Raw genomic sequence first — 18,119 nt, 5'->3', positions numbered from 1 at the left:
GCAACCCGCCCCCGGCCCTGCCGGGCGCACCCCCAGCCCATGCCCCACGCCCCCGAAGACTTCCGCCTGTCCGGCACACCCGGCGCGCCCAACGCGCCTGAGTCCCTCGATCGCCCCGATCTCACAGGCCCCCCCGATCTCACGGGCACGCCGGGGCAGGGCACCGCTTTCGCCACGCCTTCCCCCGCGTCCACGGCCCCCGACGCCCCAAATGCCCCAGACGCCCCCGCCGCGCCTCCCGCCTCCTTCCGCCATGACGCGGACAACCCCGTACGCGACTACATCACCGCACTGCTGGGCTCGCCCTTCGGGCGGCAGGTCACCCATCACCGCGCCCTGCCCGCGCGCGAGGCCGCCCACGCCCCCAACCGCCGCCCGTGGCCCAAGGCCGTCCGCGACATTCTGGCCCGCAACGGTATCGACGACCTGTACACCCATCAGGCCCGCGCCACAGACCTCATCCGCGCCGGGCGGCACGTGGTCGTCGCCACGCCCACGGCCAGCGGCAAGACCTACGTGTACAACCTGCCGGTGCTGGAGCGCTTTCTGTCCGACCCGGACGCCCGCGCCCTGTACCTGTTCCCGCTGAAAGCGCTGGCGCAGGACCAGCTTTCCACCTTCAACGGCCTTACCGCCGCCTGGCCCGAGGATGCGCGCCCCCGCGCCGCCATCTACGACGGCGACACCACCGACCACTTCCGCCGCAAGATCCGCCAGAACCCGCCCACCGTGCTGCTGACCAACCCGGAAATGCTGCATCTGGCCATCCTGCCGCACCACCAGCAGTGGACCAGCCTGCTGGCCTCGCTGGCCTTCATCGTGGTGGACGAGGTGCACACCTACCGGGGCGTGCTGGGCGCGCACATGGCCCAGGTGTTCCGCCGCCTGCTGCGCGTGTGCGCCCGCTACGGCGCGCACCCCACCTTCGTGTTCTGCTCCGCCACCGTGGGCAACCCCGGCGAACTGGCCGCCAACCTCACGGGGTTGGGCGTGCCCATTGATGCTGTGAAGATCAAAGGAATGGAACGGGGAGGGGACCCTTTGCGGCAGCCGTTAGGTGAGCTCAACGCGCAAACCTTGCCCTGGCCGTTAGGTGAGCTTGCGAACCTTACGGACAGGGACCGCAACGCGCGGATGGCGTCCGCAGAGCGTGAAAGGGTCTCCCTCCCCGAACCCCTCCCCCCTAAATTTTCCAATAGGGTTGAAGAAAGCGCTGTCCACCCCACCGGAATCAGTGGGCACGAAGTGCACGCTGATTCCGCAAAAGGGGTTAAGGGGGCGCGGCCCCCTTACGGGGGTGCAGGGGGCAGCGCCCCCTGCAATATCGACGTCATCACCGAAAGCGGCGCACCGCAGGGCCTGCGGCACTTCGTGTTCGTGAACCCGGACGACAGCCCGTCCACGGCGGCCATCCAGCTGTTGCGCGCGGCCTTGGCGCGGAACTTGCGCACCATCGTGTACTGCCAGTCGCGGCGCATGACGGAGTTGATCAGCATGTGGGCGGCGGAAAAGGCCGGGCCGTACCGCGACCGCATCAGCGCCTACCGCGCCGGATTCCTGCCGGAAGAACGGCGCGACATCGAGGCGCGCATGGCCGGGGGCGACCTGCTGGCGGTCATTTCCACCAGCGCGCTGGAACTGGGCATCGACATCGGCGGGCTGGACCTGTGCATACTGGTGGGCTACCCCGGCACGGTCATGTCCACCCTGCAACGCGGGGGCCGGGTAGGCCGCGCGCAGCAGGAATCGGCGGTGATCCTGATCGCCGGGGAAGACGCGCTGGACCAGTACTTCGTGCGGCACCCCAACGAATTTTTCGAGCGGCCCGCCGAGCACGCCGTGGTCAATCCGGACAACCCGGTCATCGCCAAGCGGCACATCGAATGCGCGGCAGCGGAACTGCCCCTGCCTGCCGACGAGCCGTGGCTGGCCGCGCCGGGCGCCGCAACCGCGCTGGCGGAACTGGAGGCCGAAGGGCTGGTGCTGCGCAGCGCCGATGGCGGAACGCTGCTGGCCGCGCGCAAGCGGCCCCATCGCCATGTGGACCTGCGCGGCAGCGGCAACACCTTCACCATCGAGGACGGCGACGGCACCATCATCGGCAGCGTGGACGGCCACCGCGCCTACCGCGAAACCCACCCCGGCGCGGTATACCTGCACCGGGGGCGCAGCTGGGTCATCACCCGGCTGGACCCCAGGGCGCAGAAGGTGGTGGCGGAACAGGCCCGCGTGTCGTGGTTCACCCGCGTGCGCGCCAACAAGACCACGGAGATCCTCGACATCCACGACCAGTGCGTGGCCTGCGGCACCCGCGTGTTTCTGGGCAAGCTGCGGGTGACCGAAACCATCACCGGCTACGAGAAGCGCAGCGTGTCCGGCCAGCGGTTGTTGTCCGTGGTGCCGCTGGACGCGCCGCCCTTCGTCTTCGAAACCGAGGGGCTGTGGTTCGAGATTCCCGATGCCGCGCGCATCGCCACCGAGAACGAACTGCTGCACTTCATGGGCGCCATCCACGCGCTGGAGCACGCCGCCATCGGCATCCTGCCGCTGCTGGTCATGACCGACCGCAACGACCTCGGCGGCATCTCCACCCCCATGCACGCGCAGGTGGGCCGCCCCGCCGTGTTCATCTACGACGGCCTGCCGGGCGGGGCCGGGCTGACCCGCGCCGCCTTTGCCGACGCCGACGGGCTGTTCCGCGCCACCCGCACCGCCATTGCCGAATGCCCGTGCGAAACCGGCTGCCCCTCGTGCGTGCATTCGCCCAAGTGCGGCTCCGGCAACCGGCCCATCGACAAGGCAGGCGCACTGTTTCTGCTGGACCGCATGGCCAGCGGCACGCCGGAATCCGACCCGGTGCAGCCGGGGCTGGAGCAGGGGGGGAAGCAGGGAGAAGAGAGGAATATTTTTGAAGAAGGGGTGGGTGATAAGAGCCGGGGCGCTGCCCCGGACCCCGTTGGGGGATTATATATCCCCCAAACCCCCTTTCTGCGTCCGGGTGATGATGCCCGAAGCGGGCATCATCACCCGGACGAGACAACGCGGCACGATTTTCAGTATATGGAAGAAGGGGCAACCCCTCGTCACCCGATGTCTGCGGAACGCACCGGAACAGGAACAATTGCCGACCATGGACCGCATTCGGGCCAGCGCCCCATGCAAGGCCACGCCACGAGACATGCCCCAAAGGAGCACGCCATGACCACATCCCCCCGCGACGCCGGGCCGCTTTTCGCGTCACCGGCGGAAGGCAAGACGGACGGCAGGATCATCGCCCCCGTGGGCCGCTATATGGTGCTGGACGTGGAAACCCGCCGCGCGGCTGCGGACGTGGGCGGCTGGAACCGGGCCGACCGCATGGGCGTGAGCGTGGCCGTGCTGTACGACGCCGCCGACGATTCCTACACCCCCTACGAGCAGGACGCCGTGCCCGAAATGCTCGACCGCCTGCGCGCGGCGGACCTGGTAGTGGGCTTCAACATCTCGCGCTTCGACTACGCGGTGCTCTCGCCCTTCGCCCCCTACGACCTGCACACCCTGCCCACCCTGGACATGCTGACCAAGGTAAAGGACCGCCTGTCCTACCGCATCTCGCTGGACAACCTGGCCCAAGCCACCTTCGGCACGCCCAAATCTGCGGACGGCCTGCAAGCCCTGCAATGGTGGAAGGAACAGCGCCTCGACCTCATCACCGAATACTGCCGCAAGGACGTGGAAATCACCCGCGCCCTGTTCCTGCATGGCCGCGAAAAGGGCTACCTGCTGTTCACCAACAAGGCCGGGCAGGCCGTGCGGGTGCCGGTGGCGTGGTAGGTTGAGGTGTAGCCAAGCACCACGACCAGGCACGGGCATGTCTCTATGGTTGACGAAAAAGCCCATTGTCGTAAAACTTACGACCAGAGGTGCCCCATGCAACAGGTCAATGCCAGCGTAAAGATGCCCCCGGCCTTGCGGGACAGGATACAAGCCCTCGCCCAGGCGCGCAGGCGCACGCCCCATTCCCTGATGCTTCAGGCCATAGAGAGCTACCTCGACCGCGAGGAAAAGCGCGAGGCCCTGCGCCAGGAGGCACGGCTTGCCCATGAGCACTACGTGCAGACGGGTCTGCACCTGACCAACGCCGAAGTCGTCGAATGGATGGACAAGATCATTCAGGGCGACAAGCCCCCCCTGCCCAAATGCCATATCTAGTACGCTGGACGGCCAACGCCCTGGCGGACCTTGAGCGCGCGTACCGCTTTCTCTCCGGGCACAGCGAAGACGCCGCCGTGGCCGCCATCAAGGCCATCCGGGAAAAGGCGCTGCTGCTGGAGCAGTTCCCCGATGCGGGCCGCCCTGCGGACGACTTCGACCCGGAATATCGGGAACTGCTGATTCCCTTCGGAGGGGCGGGGTACGTTTTCGTGTACGCGGTGATCGGCAACGACGTGCATATTCTGGCGCTGAAACACCAGCGCGAGGCAGGATATTAGGCGGCGGCGCGCGAAGGCCGGGCCGCATCAGACCCGCCCCTTTGCCGTTGATGGCTGCACGCGGGTGGGGACGGCTCGCCGCCTCAACGCCCCCCTACGCCGCAAAGCGCTCCGGCAGCGGCGGAATGTCCGCGTATCCCAATACCACGTGCCAGTAGGTCCACGAGCGCGGGTCGAACACGCCTGCGGGTGCGCGCTTCAGGGCATGGCGAAAGGCCGCCTCGTCGAAGCTGCGGCGCACCGCCACCACGTCTTCCAGCGTGCCATAGGTCATGACGTGGCACAGGAACAGCACGGGGTCGGCCAGGGTTGCTTCCGGCGGCTGAAACCACACCACCCGCGCGGCCACGCCCAGCAACGTTGCGCGCTCGTCGGCGTTCCCCGAATCCTGTGGTCGGCTCATGCGGTGGCCTCCTTCACGCCGACGGACACGGGCAGCGGGCCGAGATCTTCAGGCCGCACGCCCGCAACGGCAGTGCGCAGCCGCGCGCGGACATCCCCGCGAACCTCGTCGCCCAAATCGTCAAAGAACGTCAGCGCCTTCAACGTCAGCAACGGACTGTAAGGCGGACCGTACAGGGCCACGGCCGCGCACAGCACCCGCGCCAGCGGCTCGCCCGCCCGCAGGATGGCGTCCATGTCCACGTAGTCCTTCCATGACGGGCGCGCCACAACCACCTTGGCCTTGGCCGCGCCCACATCCAGCAGCGAGGCCACGGCAATGCCCGCGCCTTCGGCTTCGTCGGGGTCGGCCACCCGGTTCAGGGCAAGCCCACCGAAAAACGACACCTGCACCGGCCCACCCCTGTCCACGCCGCACGTCAGCGTATTGGGTGCCATCTGCTGCACTGCGGCATCGCGCAAGTACGGAACCGCCGCATACAGCGCCTCCGGGTCGAACGGTTGGTTGGAAAAAAAATCGAAATCCACCGAGGTTCGGTGCCCCAGCCGCAGGGCCAGCGCCGTGCCACCGTACAGCACGAAATCGCGCGGCGTGGCGTCCAGTTCGGCCCACAGGGCTTTCTGGCTTTCGGGCAGAATGTCGAGATTCGGGGTGAAACGTTCCGGCATGGCAGGCTCCTATGGCTGCCGCAATATACCAGTTTCACGGATAGCTGTCAGTGCCGCGCCGCATGGCCGCTAACACGCCCCGCCCCCCGCCGCGTGAGCGCCCACCCCTTTCGCACCCTACCCCTTCCCACGCCCGCGCCCCCGTGCTAGGGTGGAAATTCCCGGAGTCCCGTGCACCGGCAAGCGCCGGGCATGGCGGAACGTTATACTTGTCCGCCATGTCCCCGATGCCCCATGACATACGCACGGCCCGTACCGGCCCGCGCCGCGCCCACCCGCATCGGGCGCGCGGCATGACGGCCGCGTGGCGCGCCATCGGACATGGCCGCACCCACGACCGCAGGCACACTCCCGCCCCAAAGGCTGCCCGCCAACCGCCCAACAGGAGGCATGCATGCTCCCCGCAGCATACCAGGCATTTCTGAAGGAACTTCTGGAATTCATTCCCCGGCGCAACGTGTTCACCGACCCCCTGCGCACGCTGGCCTACGGCACCGACGCCAGCTTCTACCGGCTCATCCCCAAGATCGTCGTGGACACCCACAACGAGGACGAGGTGGTAGGCGTCATCAAGCTGGCCAACAAACACCGCCTGCCCATGACCTTTCGCGCGGCGGGCACCAGCCTTTCCGGCCAGGCCGTGACCGATTCCATCCTGGTGCGTCTGGGCGACGGCTGGCGCAAGTACGCCATCTTCGACAACGCCACCAAGATCCGCCTGCAACCCGGCATCATCGGCAGCCACGCCAACCGGCTGCTGGCCGAATTCGGGAAAAAGATAGGGCCGGACCCGGCCTCCATCGACACCTGCAAAATCGGTGGCATCGTGGCCAACAACGCCAGCGGCATGTGCTGCGGCGTGGCCGAGAACAGCTACAAGACGCTCAGCCACATGCGCGTCGTGTTCCACGACGGCACCGTGCTGGATACGTCCGACACCAAGAGCCGCGCCGCCTTCCAGCGCACCCACCCGGAAATAGTCAACGGCGTGGCCGCCCTGCGGGCGCAGATCATGAACAAGCCGGACCTTGCCGACCTGATCAGCCGCAAGTTCAAGATCAAGAACACCACCGGCTACAGCCTGAACGCGCTGGTGGACTTTGCCGACCCGTTCGACATCATCCAGCACCTCATGGTGGGTTCGGAAGGCACCCTCGGCTTCATCAGCGAGGTGACCTACCACACCGTGACAGAGCACGCCCACAAGGCCTCGGCGCTGGTCATCTTTCCCACCATCCGCGGCGCGTGCGAGGCCACCATCATCCTGCGCCAGCAGCCCGTGTCCGCCGTGGAAATGATGGACCGCGCCTCCCTGCGCTCCGTCGAGGACAAGCCCGGCATGCCCGACGGATTGCAGGGCCTTCCTGCTGACGCCGCCGCCCTGCTGGTGGAAACCCGCGCGGGTGACAAGGCCACCCTGGACGACCAGATTTCCCGCATCACCGCGTCCATCGACGCCATCCCCAAGATCCGCCCGGTGGCCTTCACCGACGTGCCCGCCGAGTTCGGCACCCTGTGGAACGTGCGCAAGGGCCTGTTCCCCGCCGTGGGCGCGGTGCGCAAGGTGGGCACCACGGTCATCATCGAGGACGTGGCCTTCCCCATCGCCTCGCTGGCCGACGCAACGCTGGAACTGCAAACCCTGTTCGCCAAGCACGGCTACAGCGAGGCCATCATCTTCGGCCATGCCCTGGAAGGAAACCTGCACTTCGTGTTCACGCAGGACTTCAACACCCAGTCGGAAGTTGACCGCTACCGCGCCTTCATGGACGACGTGGCGGCCATGGTGGTGGGCACCTACTCCGGCTCGCTCAAGGCGGAACACGGCACAGGGCGCAACATGGCCCCGTTCGTGGAACTGGAATGGGGGCGCGACGCCTTCCTGCTGATGCGCGAACTGAAGAACCTGTTCGACCCGTACGGACTGCTGAACCCCGGCGTCATCATCAACCCGGACGCGGAAGCGCACATCCGCAACCTGAAGCCGCTGCCCGCCGCGCATTCCATCATCGACAAGTGTATCGAATGCGGCTTCTGCGAACCCATCTGCCCGTCCAAGGACGTGACCTTCACCCCGCGCCAGCGCATCGTGGGCTGGCGCGAAATATCGCGCATGAAGGCGGGCGACGAAAAGTCCGGCCTGCTCAAGCAGCTGTTCTCGGGCTACGACTACCTTGGCGACAACACCTGCGCCACCGACGGCCTGTGCGCCACGCGCTGCCCGGTGGGCATCAACACCGGCGCGTTCATCAAGGAACTGCGGGCCGACAAGGTGGGCCCGCGCGCGCAGAAGGCGGCGGACTGGGTGGCCCGCCACTACGGCGGGGTGTGCCGCACCGTGTCCGTGGCGCTGACCGGGGCAGACCTGCTGCACCGGGTGCTGGGCACCGACGTCATGAACAAGGGCGCGCAGTTCCTGCGCGTGGTCTCGCTGAAAAAGGCCCCGCTGTGGACGCGGGCCATGCCCACCGGCGCATCGGCCCCGGCCCACGCCCCGCGCGGCCCGGTGTCCGACCGCAAGGTGGTCTACTTCCCCAGTTGCATCGCCCGCTCCATGGGCCCGGCCCGCGACGACGACCAGCGCGACCCGCTGCCCGCCAAAACCATCGGCCTGCTGCTGAAGGCGGGCTACCACGTGCTGTTCCCGGAAAAGCTGGGCGAGCTGTGCTGCGGCCAGCCCTTCGAGAGCAAGGGCTTCAAGGCGCAGGCGGACATGAAGGCCAAGGAGCTGTCCGAGGCCCTGCTGAAGGTCAGCGACAACGGGGCCATCCCCGTGCTGTGCGACACCAGCCCCTGCCTGTACCGCATGAAGGAAACCCTGGATAAGCGCCTGAAACTGTACGAACCCATCGAGTTCGCGCTGGAGCACCTGACGCAGGCGCTGGACTTCCGCAAGGCGGAACGCACCATCGCCATCCATTCCACCTGCACGGCGGTGAAGCTGGGCCTGCCCGGCAAGTTCAAGCAACTGGCCGAACTGTGCGCCGAACAGGTCATCGTGCCGGAAGACGTGTTCTGCTGCGGCTTCGCCGGCGACCGTGGATTCAGCTTCCCGGAACTGAACACGGGCGCGCTGAAGGAACTGCGGCGGCAGGTGGAAATCTGCGAGGAAGGCTATTCCACCAGCCGCACCTGCGAAATCGGCCTGTCGCTGCACGGCAAGATTCCGTACCGCAACATCCTGTATCTGGTGGATGAGGTGACGACCCCGAAGCCCGCGTAAGGGCTCCAAATTGTCTTTTCGCCCGTTGGCGTCCGCCTGACCGGAAAGGACAATATCGCACCCGCCGACACATGAACAAAACGACCGGGAGTGGCCGCAGGGCCGCTCCCGGTCTTGTCATGTGCGCGTCGGCAAAGAAAGGAATGTGGATGAGGCAGGATGGGGATACGCCAGCGGCGTGCCCCTACCACAAATAGGGTTCGGTCTCGCGCCACTGGAAGATGAACGGATCGCTCGGCGGCGGGATGAGCCGGACCGCGTCCGCCGTGAACACCCAGTCGGGGTTCAACGACCCCGCAAACACGTCGCGCGGGGCAAGGCGGGCCAGCTTGACGGGCAGTTTTTCACGGGTCAGGCGACCGTACACCTCCACCCACTGGCCGTCGCGCAGCCCAGCCAGCACGCCGCGCGATGCAGGCACCGGCAGCGTGGAGGCCGCGCCAGGCGCAGGCGGCGAGGTGACGGGAGCCGGGGTAGACGAGGCCGCGCGAGGCGTCTTGCCGCTGGTCGGGCGGTCATCTTCCTGCACGTCGGGCCGCACCGCAAAGCCGCCCGCCGTGGCATCGGCCAGGCAGCAGAACAGGCTCACCCGGAACACGGCCACCGCGCCCTGGGCATCCAGCGTGGGGTGACGGGTCACCGCGCCGCGAAACACATAGCGCCCGGCCAGTTCCTCCGGCCTGTTGCGCCGCTCCAGCAGGAACAGCTCCGCCAGGTTGATGCGCACGTAGTCCTTGTCCGCGTACATGGCGCGGGGCCCCAGCTCGTCTTCAACCGGCGCGTCGTCGAACGGACCGGGGCGTGAGTCAGACTTGCCGGGAGCCTCCCAGCCATCGGACGGCCCGGCAAAGGCGTCCGGGTCGTCATAACGGGCGCCGGAATGCATGTCCGGACCCACGGCGGTTCCAAGGGGCAGGGATCGGGCCGGGCCAGCCGGGCTGGCGGATACCGGCGAATCTGCCGTCCCCCCGCCAATCTTGCCCGTCACCGCGCCAGGCGGAGCCGTCATCACGCCAGAAGGAGCCGTCGTCACGCCAGACGAAGCCGTCGTGACGCCAGACAGGGCCGCCCCCACACCCCACCAGTCCACCGTGGCGGTCAGGCTCACCCCCAGCAACAGACCCAGCAGCACCGCCCGGCGCAACGGCACGGGACGCGCTACGGCTCCTGCTCCCGGAGTCGTTGCCGCGCCCGCCATGCCGCGCAGCAGCACCGCCGCACCCAGCACGGCCAGCGCCGCGCCGGTCAGCAGGGTCAGCCACAGGAAACGCGGGTTCAGAAACATGGAATACGTGCCCGACCACCCCAGCCAGGCAATGACCAGCGTCATGCCCCACAGCAGGGCAACGTCGGCAAGCACGGCAGCGGACGGCAGGCGAAGCGCGAAGCGGATGGGCCGAATGGGCAAGGCGGCACTCATTCCAGCACCCCCAGCCCGGCCAGCAGCATGCACGCCGCCCACACGCAGACGGTGGGCAGCACCACCAGCCGCAGCACCAGCCCGCGACGAAAGGCCGCGCCGTACATGGCCATCAGCTTCAGGTCCAGCATGGGCCCCAGCGCCACGAAGGCCAGCCGGGCCGAGGCGGGAAAGCCCACGAACGAGGCGGCCACGAAGGCGTCGGCCTCGGAACACACGCTGAGCAGCACGGCCAGCCCCATCAGGGCGGGAATGGCCAGAGCCGGGGTATCCATGAACAGAAACAGCGCCTCGGGCGGGGTAAAGGTGCGGAACGCGGCGGCGGCCAGCGCGCCGGGCAGCAACCAGGCGCAGGCGTCCAGCAGGTCGGCGGTCATGTGCCGGGCCACCCCGTGCAGTTGTGCCGCGCGGGATACGGCTGCGGCAGGCGGGACGAACGCGGGGGGCGCCGCACCTCCCGCCGCAGCGGCCATGGCAGGCACCGCCGCCATTGCCCCCTGCACCTCGCCGAACTGCGGCAGCAGCGTCGGTCGCCCGTTGTGAGGCCCGGTTACCTGACCGACAACGAATCCGGCATGGACATGGTCATGTCCGCACTCGTCATGGTCATGCCCGCAGCCGCAACCGCAGGTTTCCCGGGCACCGGTCGCATTGGGACGCATTGCGTCACCCACGACCATGCGGCGCACCGAAATACCCACCGCCACCGCCGTGGCGGCCACCACCGCCGCGCGCAGGCCGGTCATCAGCACGTCGCCGCGAAAGGCCACCCAGGTGGAGACCATGACCACCGGGTTCACCACCGGCGCGGCCAGCATGTAGGCAATGGCCGCAGGCACCGGCACCCCCTTGCCCATCATGCGCCGCACCACGGGCACCACCCCGCATTCGCAGGTGGGCAGCACCGTGCCCAGCGCCACGCCAAAGGCCAGCGCCCCCGGCAGGGATTTGGGCACCCGGCGTTCCACCCACGCACGCGGCACGAACACCTCCATGCAGGCGGACACCAGCGAACCCAGCACCAAAAAGGGCAGGGCTTCGAGAAACACGGCAAGGGCTGTCTGGGCGAGATGGATGAGGCGTGCGTCCATGGAATGGTATGGCTGGTATGGCAGGCTGGTATGGAGTGGTGTGCCGGTATGGATACTGTGGACGATGGGCGGGAAAAGACGGCGGAAAAATGACCGGAATGGCTGCATCCGGGCGCACCGGGCCGGGTCGTCGCATCTGGCCGGGACAGGGCCGATGACCTGCGCACCGCCACGCCCGCATACCCCGCAGCGGACACGAATGCAACCGGGTTGCACCGTGCGCTCCGCGCCCTTGATGCCCCCCCCTGACCGACCGCTTGCGCCCGGTGTGACGCACGCCATCACCGCATCGGATTTGCGTCACATTCGCATGTCCATTCCAGGCAGGATATGGTATGCAGACGGGCAAATGCCCCGTTCCTTCTCCTTAGTCGCCTTTTGAACCCACCTCGCATGAATTTAATTTTTTAGAATTATTCATCATTATTTATTTCACATAAACCTCTCAAGAATACACACCACAACCATGCTTAGCTTGTGCGAAAAGTACATTTTTTCGCATTCCCGTTTTCCGTTGCCCGGTTTTTTTACCGCTGGTAGGGGCGGCCTACCGACACGCCGCCATCGCGCATCCGGCTGCCCCGGCTGGCAGGCCCAGGCAGAACGACCGGATGCGCCACACCGGGCACCCGGCAAAGGCACGCACCCGCCTTCGTCGGCACCAGCCCCTGAAGCCGTCCCCCTCCCGCACACACGTGCGGACATGCGGGGGAGGCGACCGGGAAGCCTGAAGAGCGGCGGTACCCGCCACAGGCCGCGCGGCCACGCCGCGCCCAGGCAGGCACTACACGCAACACGGGCCACGCGCCCGAGGAGATCTCTCATGTCGCTGAGTTACAAGGAAATGCAGCAGGTCCTGATGGACGAACTGCGCCTGTACCACTACCCCATTGCCGTCAAGTTCTTCTTCGACGAGGCGGAACTGGAAACCTTCAAGGACAAGGCCGAGTTCTACCTGCCCGTGAAGCCCATGACCTTCTGCCAGTGGGAAATCGCCGCGCGCATGAAGGGCCAGACCGTGCTGTCCGGCCCCGAGGGCCTGGGCTGCTCCAACGCCCTGGTCTCCTTCGGCTGGAAGGAAATCGACGACAACGAAATCAAGAGCCACGCCAAGTACGTGCGCGACCTTGCCCAGGCCGAGCGGTTCGTGCGGTCCAAGCCGCGCCTGCCCGAAGGGCTGAAGGCCATCGCCGTGGGCCCGCTGGGCGACGCCGTGGTCGATCCTTCCGTTGTTCACTTCTACTGTGACAACATGCAGGCCTACCACCTGGCCGTGGACTACATGGCCGCCACCGACCAGCACCCGCTGAAGACCAACGTGACCATGAATTCCTCCGCCTGCGGCGGCACCGTGTACTCGTACCAGGAAAAGACCGCCAACATGCTGCCCGCCTGCTCCGGCAGCTACAACGCGGGCAAGACCGAACGCGGCGAAATCAACTTCGTGATCCCCGGCGAACACATGGGCCTTACCGTGGAGCGCCTGCTGGAACGCAAGCGCAACCTGGGCAGCGGCGCCATCACCCGCCCCGGCGACAACTTCCCCGGTGCGGACATCTGCAAGAACTGTCCGCTGATCATCTTCAAGAAAGAAAAGTAGGCACGACGGGGGCCGCCGCCATGTCGCCCCCCGTGGGCGGCGGCCCCCGTTCCCATTTCGGAAGCGCACCGAAACACCATCCCAAGGAGAGAGACCGTGTCCAAGCACACCAAACACCTGCTGCTGCTCGCGGCCGTCGTTGCCGTAAGCCTTCTGTGGTTCGAGCCCGCCTGGGCCGACAAGCTGTCCGACGCCATTGACGGCGCCGTGCAGGCCGGCAAGGTCAAGGCCGATGACCCCGCCGGCTTCCTCGGCATTCCCGGCGCCCCCCACGTCAGCCCCATCCTGTCCTTTGCCTGGGCGGTGTGGGTAGGCTGGATCTTCTCCACCGTGGGCGCGTTCGGCGGCGTCATGGCCGGTGTCGGCCACATGTCGGTGTTCGGCCTTGGCAACTACGCAAAATCGCTGGGCAAGGACCTGCCCCTGAACAAGGTGGCCACCGACTCCATCAAGGCGTCGAACCAGTGGCTGGTGGGCTTCTCGGCCCTTATCTCCTCGTTCAACTACTACAAGATGGGCCGCCTGGTGCTGCCGCTGGCCCTGGCCCTTGGCGCGGGTTCGCTGGCCGGTGCCTGGGGTTCGGCATACTTCTTCGCGGGCAAGGTGTCCTTCTCGCAGTACCAGGGCTACTTCGGCCTGTTCGTGCTGGTGCTGGGCCTGTACCTGTTCTGGGAAACCTCTCCCGCTGGCCAGGCTTCCAAGAAGAAGGCCAAGGAAGCGGCCAAGGCCTTTGAAGAAACGGTGAAGAAGATCAAGAGCGGCGAACAGGTCGATGAAAAGGCCATCGGCGTGCACGTCCTCTCCACCAGCCTGACCAAGTGCGTGTTCACCTTCTCGGGCGTTGAGTTCCAGTTCAACCCCATCCTGCCCGTGGTGGGCGGCATCGTCATCTCCGCCATCGCCGCGTTCCTCGGCGTTGGCGGCGGCTTCCTGCTGGTGCCGTTCCTGACCAGCATCTCGCAGCTGCCCATGTACCTGGCCGCCGGCACCTCGGCCCTGGCCGTGCTCATCTCCATGGTCACCTCCATCGCCACCCTGGTCAGCAAGGGCACCCCGCTCGACTGGACCATGATCGGCACCGAACTGGTGGGCATCTTCATCGGCTCGGTCATCGGCCCCCGCACCTCCAAGTACTTCTCCGACACCCTGCTGAAGCGCATCTTCATCGTGCTGGCCCTGTACGTCGGCATCGACTACGTGCTGCGCGGCTTCTTCAACATCAAGATGTTCGGCGGCTAGCCGCGCATCCCGCCGTATACGCCGGGGGGCGGGGCCACGGTCCCGCCCCCTTTCCTTTTTCCGCAAACGAAGGCAACCTGACGCATCATGGACACCCTGCACGCCGCCCTTGCCTGGCTGGACCCCCTCCTCATCGCGCCCTACCGGCTGCCGGGCAACGCCCTGGCAGGCTTCGTGCTGGGCACGGCAGTGCTGGCCCTGTGGTGCATCGTGCTCGGCAGCGGTTTTTCGCTGTGCGCCACGCGCCTCAACCGCCGCCGCCTGGCAGAACTGCGCCATGGCATGGAGCATCATCACAAGTTATCGGAAGCGGCCCTGCGCGCGGGCGACAAGGAAAGCTACAAGGCCGTCAACAGCCAGGCCCACGATGCCTTCGGCCACTATTTCTCGCTGGGCGGGGCCATGTTCTGCGTGTCCATCATTCCCCTGCCCTTCGCCCTGGCCTGGATGGACATGCGCTTTGCCGGGGCTACCCCGGAACTGCCGTGGGACGCCCCGCTCATCGGCCAGCAGCCCTCCACGCTGTTCTGGTTCCTGCTTCTGTACATTCCGTTGCGCGTCACCTATGCCAGCGCCATGTCCCGAATTGGGTGGTTCACCCGCTTGCAGGCCTGGGCCGCCACGCCGCCACCCGGCGTGATCCCCGACGCAACCCCCGACGCACCGGAATCCTCGGCCCTTGCCCCCGACGGTTCCGATAGCCGCCCAGGTCCGATCAGTCACGCCCATCACGCCCCGCACAACAGTCGAGACGGCGGCTAGCCCGCCTTTCACTTCCGGAGCCGCCGGTGCGCACACGCTTTCTCGCCATAGCCGCCCTTGTCATGGTCGTCGCCGCCGCCATCCAGTTATGGTGGGACAGCGAACCCGCGACCCTGGTGGACATGACCCGCCGGGCAGAAGTGAAGGCCCCCGAAGCGGTACCCGCCATCACCTACGCCTACCTGCCCCAGTATTCGCACTCCACCTCGTACCTGCGCCACCGCGCCCTTGTGGAATACCTGCAAAAGTCCACGGGGCTCGCCATCCGCCAGGTGTTCCCCGACACCTTCGAGGCGCACCGCCGCATGGTGGAGCGCGGCGAGATCGACATCTCCTTCTCCAACCCCATGACCTACGTGCTGCTGGCGCAAAGCGGCGCGCGGGCCTTCGCGGGCATCGTCGAACCTTCGGGCCGGGCCACGTTCCGGGGGCAGATCATCGCCCGCGCCGACAACTCCGCCATCAGGAACGAACAGGACTGCCGGGGCAAGCGCTGGATCGCCGTGGACCCCTATTCCGCCGGGGGCTACCTGTTCGTGCTGGGCCATTTTCGCGACAAGGGCCTGTCGGAAAGCGACTTCGCCGAAATCGCCTTTGCCCCCGGCCCCGGCGGCAAGCAGGAAAAAGCCGTGCTCGGCGTGTACGCGGGCCGCTACGATATCGCCTCGATCCGCGAGGGCACCCTGGGCATCCTGGAAGGCAAGGTGGACCTTTCCGCCCTGAAGGTGGTGGCCAACACCCGCGAATACCCCAGTTGGGTCTATGCCGCGCGCAAGGGGCTGGACCCGGACATCGTGCAGCGCATCGCCAGCGCCCTGTTCGCGCTTTCGGAAAACGACCCAGAGCACGAACGCATCCTGGCCGCCGCAGGCATGCGCGGCATCATTCCCACCACCGACCGCGACTACGACCCCTGCCGCGAACTGTTTTCCAAGCTGCGGCTCGACCCGTCCAAGGTGGGGCTGGAATGAACCTGCTGCGCCGCCTGAACTTTCGCCGCAAGCTCAACCTCGGCATCACGCTCATCGTGCTGTTCGTGGCCGCGCTGCTGGCCCTGTTCGTCACCCGCATCGCGGCCAACGCGCTCATAGAGGAAAGCAAGCGGCGCGGTGCGGTACTGGCCACCAACCTGGCCCTGCGCGCGGCAGACCCCATGCTGTCCACCGACTTCCTGCGCCTGAAGAACCTGGTGGACGAACTGCTGAACGTGGACAGCGACATCGTCTACGCCTTCATCGCGGACGAGCGCGGCCAGGTGCTGGCCCACACCTTTGGCCGCACCTTTCCGCTGGACCTGCTGGAAGCCAACGAGGCCGAAGACGGCCACCTTGCCGTGCGCCTGCTGGATACCGGGCGCGAGCGCATCTACGACTTTGCCGCGCCGGTGATGGTGGGCGGGCGCGAATTCGGCACCATCCGCATCGGGCTTTCGCGCACCAAGGTGCTGGACGTGGTCAACGGCATGATCTTCGCCATCAGCGGGCTTTCGGTGGTGGCGCTGCTGGTGGCCGTGGTCATCAGCGCCCACTTCGCCAAACGCATCACCGCCCGCATCGGCGCGCTGAAGGAACACGCGGAAGAAATCGTGCGCGGCAACCTGCACCTGCCCGCCACCACATCCGCCCGGCGCAACTGCTGGGAACAGCGGCTGTGCGGCCGCACCGACTGCCCCGCCTACGGCGACACCGAACGCCGCTGCTGGTACATCAAGGGCACCGCCTGCGCGGGCTGCGACGGCAGGGCCTACCCCGCAAAGCTCGCCCAGTGCCGCCAGTGCGAGGTGTACGAAACCTTTGCCGGTGACGAGATAGAGGAACTGGCCGACACCTTCGACGTCATGGCCCACGCCCTGCGCGCCCACATCGCCGAACTGCGCGAGACCGAGCGCGACCTGACCCGCCAGCAGGGCATCATGCGCACCATCCTGGAAGTGACCCCCGACCGGCTGGCCCTGCTCGACGAGCACCTGCGCTACCTTTCCGTGAACAAGGCCTTTGCCGATTCGCTGGGCCTGCCCCCGTCCGAGATCATCGGCAAGAGCGACTTCGACATCTTTCCGCGCGACACGGCGGAGTTGCGCGTGGCCGAAAACCGCGCCATCCTCACCGGCGGCCACCCCGTGTACCGAGAATCGCAGGACCGCCGCGACACCATCGGAAACGAAACCGCTTCCGACTTCGGACACGGGCGCGACGAATGGTTCCATCTGGTCAAGGTGCCCGTGTCCGACGAAACCGGCCGCATCATCGGCGTGTTGTCCACCGCGCGCGACATTACCGCCATCCGCAGTTACCAGGACCAGCTCATCCAGTCGCAGAAGATGGAATCTGTCGGCAAGCTGGCCGGAGGCGTGGCGCACGAGATCAACACCCCCCTCGGCATCATCCTGGGGTACGCCCAACTGCTGCAAGAGGACGTGCCCCCGGACGCCCAGATGCACCAGGACCTGCAAATCATCGAGAAGCAGGCCAAGTTCTGCCGCAAGATCGTCTCCGACCTGCTGGGCTTTTCGCGCCAGACCCAAAGCCAGAAGAAGGAGATGTGCTTCAACAACTCCATCATGGAAGTGGTCTCGCTGGTGCGCCACACCTTCTCGCTGGAGAACGTGACCATCCTCGCCGACCTCGACGACCGGCTGCCCGTCATCTACGGCGCGCCCGAAAAGCTGAAGCAGGTGTGGATGAACCTCTTGCACAACGCCTCCGGCGCCATGCCGGGCGGCGGGCTGATCAAGGTGCGCACCCGGCTGGACATCATGAACATGACCGTCACCGCCTGGTTCGCCGATACCGGCATCGGCATCCCCGAACCCAACCTGCAAAAGATCTTCGACCCGTTCTTTTCCACCAAGCCCGTGGGCAAGGGCACCGGCCTCGGCCTGTCCGTGTCCTTCGGCATCATCGAAGACCACGAAGGGTTCATAGAGGCGCACAGCCCCCTGCCGCCCGGCTTCATCGACGAAAGCATGCCCCAGGGCGCTACGCGCGGCCCCGGCACCGTGTTCCGCGTGGTCCTGCCCCTGGAACCGCTGGGTGCCGCCGACCTGCCCGATACCGACCCCAGGGCCAAGGTACAAAATTCCGAAAATGAGAAAACAACCGGGGAGGGAGACCCTTTGCCTCAGCCGTAAGGCTTGCAAGCTCGCCTAACGGCTGAGGCAAAGGGTCTCCCTCCCCGGACCCCGCGTTGCTGTCCCCATCCGTAAGGTTCGCGCTGCGCGCTCACCAACGGCTGGGGCTCC

13 protein-coding genes are annotated in these 18,119 nt (G+C 66.8%); 9 read left to right on the top strand and 4 right to left on the bottom strand.

The window, feature by feature from the left end:
* The first annotated feature begins 39 nt into the window (after window positions 1-39).
* The 3 genes from ABWO17_RS13845 (at window position 40) to ABWO17_RS13835 (ending at window position 4,472) form a co-directional block, all read left to right on the top strand.
* The gene (locus ABWO17_RS13845; RefSeq protein WP_353119504.1) at window positions 40-3,813 is read left to right on the top strand and encodes a DEAD/DEAH box helicase; all 3,774 of its coding nucleotides are present in this window, start codon (window positions 40-42) and stop codon (window positions 3,811-3,813) included.
* Window positions 3,814-3,909: 96 nt separating this feature from the next.
* Complete coding sequence (locus ABWO17_RS13840; protein WP_353119502.1) at window positions 3,910-4,191, top strand: CopG family ribbon-helix-helix protein; 282 nt, start codon at window positions 3,910-3,912, stop codon at window positions 4,189-4,191.
* On the top strand, window positions 4,179-4,472 hold the full coding sequence (locus tag ABWO17_RS13835) for a type II toxin-antitoxin system RelE/ParE family toxin (RefSeq protein WP_353119500.1): 294 nt from the start codon (window positions 4,179-4,181) through the stop codon (window positions 4,470-4,472). The genes ABWO17_RS13840 and ABWO17_RS13835 overlap by 13 nt, the downstream gene beginning before the upstream one ends.
* A 94-nt stretch (window positions 4,473-4,566) precedes the next feature.
* Here the strand turns inward: ABWO17_RS13835 and ABWO17_RS13830 are convergent, their stop codons facing one another.
* Both ABWO17_RS13830 and ABWO17_RS13825 read right to left on the bottom strand, forming a co-directional pair.
* Window positions 4,567-4,875 (bottom strand): hypothetical protein, encoded by a 309-nt coding sequence (locus ABWO17_RS13830; protein ID WP_353119498.1) that lies wholly within the window; start codon window positions 4,873-4,875, stop codon window positions 4,567-4,569.
* Window positions 4,872-5,543: a nucleotidyl transferase AbiEii/AbiGii toxin family protein gene (locus ABWO17_RS13825; RefSeq protein WP_353119496.1), complete on the bottom strand. Its 672-nt coding sequence runs from the start codon at window positions 5,541-5,543 to the stop codon at window positions 4,872-4,874. Before ABWO17_RS13825 ends, ABWO17_RS13830 begins: the two co-directional genes overlap by 4 nt.
* Before the next feature lie 394 nt (window positions 5,544-5,937).
* On the opposite strand from ABWO17_RS13825, the gene ABWO17_RS13820 reads away from it, so the two are divergent.
* Window positions 5,938-8,766: an FAD-binding and (Fe-S)-binding domain-containing protein gene (locus ABWO17_RS13820; RefSeq protein WP_353119494.1), complete on the top strand. Its 2,829-nt coding sequence runs from the start codon at window positions 5,938-5,940 to the stop codon at window positions 8,764-8,766.
* Between the two features lie 184 nt (window positions 8,767-8,950).
* On the opposite strand, the gene ABWO17_RS13815 is transcribed toward ABWO17_RS13820, so the two are convergent.
* Together ABWO17_RS13815 and ABWO17_RS13810 are read right to left on the bottom strand one after the other, a co-directional pair.
* Window positions 8,951-10,186 (bottom strand): hypothetical protein, encoded by a 1,236-nt coding sequence (locus ABWO17_RS13815; protein ID WP_353119492.1) that lies wholly within the window; start codon window positions 10,184-10,186, stop codon window positions 8,951-8,953.
* Window positions 10,183-11,277 (bottom strand): permease, encoded by a 1,095-nt coding sequence (locus tag ABWO17_RS13810; RefSeq protein WP_353119490.1) that lies wholly within the window; start codon window positions 11,275-11,277, stop codon window positions 10,183-10,185. The genes ABWO17_RS13815 and ABWO17_RS13810 overlap by 4 nt, the downstream gene beginning before the upstream one ends.
* 823 nt (window positions 11,278-12,100) lie before the next feature.
* Between ABWO17_RS13810 and ABWO17_RS13805 the strand changes: the two genes are divergently transcribed.
* The 5 genes from ABWO17_RS13805 to ABWO17_RS13785 all read left to right on the top strand — a co-directional run bounded on the left by ABWO17_RS13805 (window position 12,101) and on the right by ABWO17_RS13785 (window position 18,008).
* Entirely contained in the window at window positions 12,101-12,877 is a 777-nt protein-coding gene (locus ABWO17_RS13805; RefSeq protein WP_035067782.1) for a DUF169 domain-containing protein, read from the top strand.
* Between the two features lie 96 nt (window positions 12,878-12,973).
* Entirely contained in the window at window positions 12,974-14,116 is a 1,143-nt protein-coding gene (locus ABWO17_RS13800; RefSeq protein ID WP_353119488.1) for a sulfite exporter TauE/SafE family protein, read from the top strand.
* 87 nt (window positions 14,117-14,203) lie between these two features.
* Window positions 14,204-14,878 carry a hypothetical protein gene (locus tag ABWO17_RS13795; RefSeq protein ID WP_353119486.1) on the top strand — a complete coding sequence of 225 codons (675 nt, stop codon included), beginning with the start codon at window positions 14,204-14,206 and terminating at the stop codon, window positions 14,876-14,878.
* A gap of 26 nt (window positions 14,879-14,904) precedes the next feature.
* Complete coding sequence (locus ABWO17_RS13790; protein WP_353119484.1) at window positions 14,905-15,849, top strand: phosphate/phosphite/phosphonate ABC transporter substrate-binding protein; 945 nt, start codon at window positions 14,905-14,907, stop codon at window positions 15,847-15,849.
* Entirely contained in the window at window positions 15,846-18,008 is a 2,163-nt protein-coding gene (locus tag ABWO17_RS13785; RefSeq protein ID WP_353119482.1) for an ATP-binding protein, read from the top strand. Before ABWO17_RS13790 ends, ABWO17_RS13785 begins: the two co-directional genes overlap by 4 nt.
* The last annotated feature ends 111 nt before the right edge of the window (window positions 18,009-18,119 follow it).

The sequence above is a fragment of the Nitratidesulfovibrio sp. genome, assembly GCF_040373385.1.
Classification (GTDB): Bacteria; Desulfobacterota; Desulfovibrionia; order Desulfovibrionales; family Desulfovibrionaceae; genus Cupidesulfovibrio.
This window is presented reverse-complemented; position numbering and strand designations above follow the sequence as displayed.

What these genes read in the sequence shown, in the direction of transcription:
- ABWO17_RS13845 (WP_353119504.1), top strand. Translation starts at nt 40, where the DNA reads ATGCCCCACGCCCCCGAAGACTTCCGCCTGTCCGGCACACCCGGCGCG.
- ABWO17_RS13840 (WP_353119502.1), top strand. Translation starts at nt 3,910, where the DNA reads ATGCAACAGGTCAATGCCAGCGTAAAGATGCCCCCGGCCTTGCGGGAC.
- ABWO17_RS13835 (WP_353119500.1), top strand. Translation starts at nt 4,179, where the DNA reads ATGCCATATCTAGTACGCTGGACGGCCAACGCCCTGGCGGACCTTGAG.
- ABWO17_RS13830 (WP_353119498.1), bottom strand. Translation starts at nt 4,875, where the DNA reads ATGAGCCGACCACAGGATTCGGGGAACGCCGACGAGCGCGCAACGTTG.
- ABWO17_RS13825 (WP_353119496.1), bottom strand. Translation starts at nt 5,543, where the DNA reads ATGCCGGAACGTTTCACCCCGAATCTCGACATTCTGCCCGAAAGCCAG.
- ABWO17_RS13820 (WP_353119494.1), top strand. Translation starts at nt 5,938, where the DNA reads ATGCTCCCCGCAGCATACCAGGCATTTCTGAAGGAACTTCTGGAATTC.
- ABWO17_RS13815 (WP_353119492.1), bottom strand. Translation starts at nt 10,186, where the DNA reads ATGAGTGCCGCCTTGCCCATTCGGCCCATCCGCTTCGCGCTTCGCCTG.
- ABWO17_RS13810 (WP_353119490.1), bottom strand. Translation starts at nt 11,277, where the DNA reads ATGGACGCACGCCTCATCCATCTCGCCCAGACAGCCCTTGCCGTGTTT.
- ABWO17_RS13805 (WP_035067782.1), top strand. Translation starts at nt 12,101, where the DNA reads ATGTCGCTGAGTTACAAGGAAATGCAGCAGGTCCTGATGGACGAACTG.
- ABWO17_RS13795 (WP_353119486.1), top strand. Translation starts at nt 14,204, where the DNA reads ATGGACACCCTGCACGCCGCCCTTGCCTGGCTGGACCCCCTCCTCATC.
- ABWO17_RS13785 (WP_353119482.1), top strand. Translation starts at nt 15,846, where the DNA reads ATGAACCTGCTGCGCCGCCTGAACTTTCGCCGCAAGCTCAACCTCGGC.